General features: G+C 41.2%; 1 protein-coding gene. It reads left to right on the top strand.

Annotated elements, in window-relative coordinates; translation table 11 throughout:
• A partial coding sequence (locus AC1M9J_RS14830; protein WP_481952577.1) for an alpha/beta fold hydrolase occupies positions 1 to 362 on the top strand: 362 nt, incomplete at both ends.

The raw sequence follows: 362 nt of genomic DNA, 5'->3' as shown, positions 1-362 counted from the left end.
TTTTGGTGATTCAAGCAAGCCTGCTCTTGTTTTCTCTAACTCTTTAGGGACAAATTTCAGCATGTGGCAATCACAAATTGAGTTTTTTAAAAGCTCTCATTATGTGATTTGTTATGACACGCGTGGTCATGGTGCATCGGACGCGCCTCAAGGTCCATATACCATTGATCAACTTGGTCAAGATGTGGTGAATTTACTCGACCATTTGAATGTTGAAAAAGCTGCATTCTGTGGTATTTCGATGGGTGGTTTGACAGGTCAATGGTTAGCGATCAATCATCCTCAACGCTTTAGTCATGTGATTGTGTGTAATACCGCCGCTAAAATTGGCAATGAAAATGCTTGGAATGATCGTGCCGTAT

The sequence above is a fragment of the Acinetobacter sp. ANC_7588 genome (genome assembly GCF_056783995.1).
This window is presented reverse-complemented; position numbering and strand designations above follow the sequence as displayed.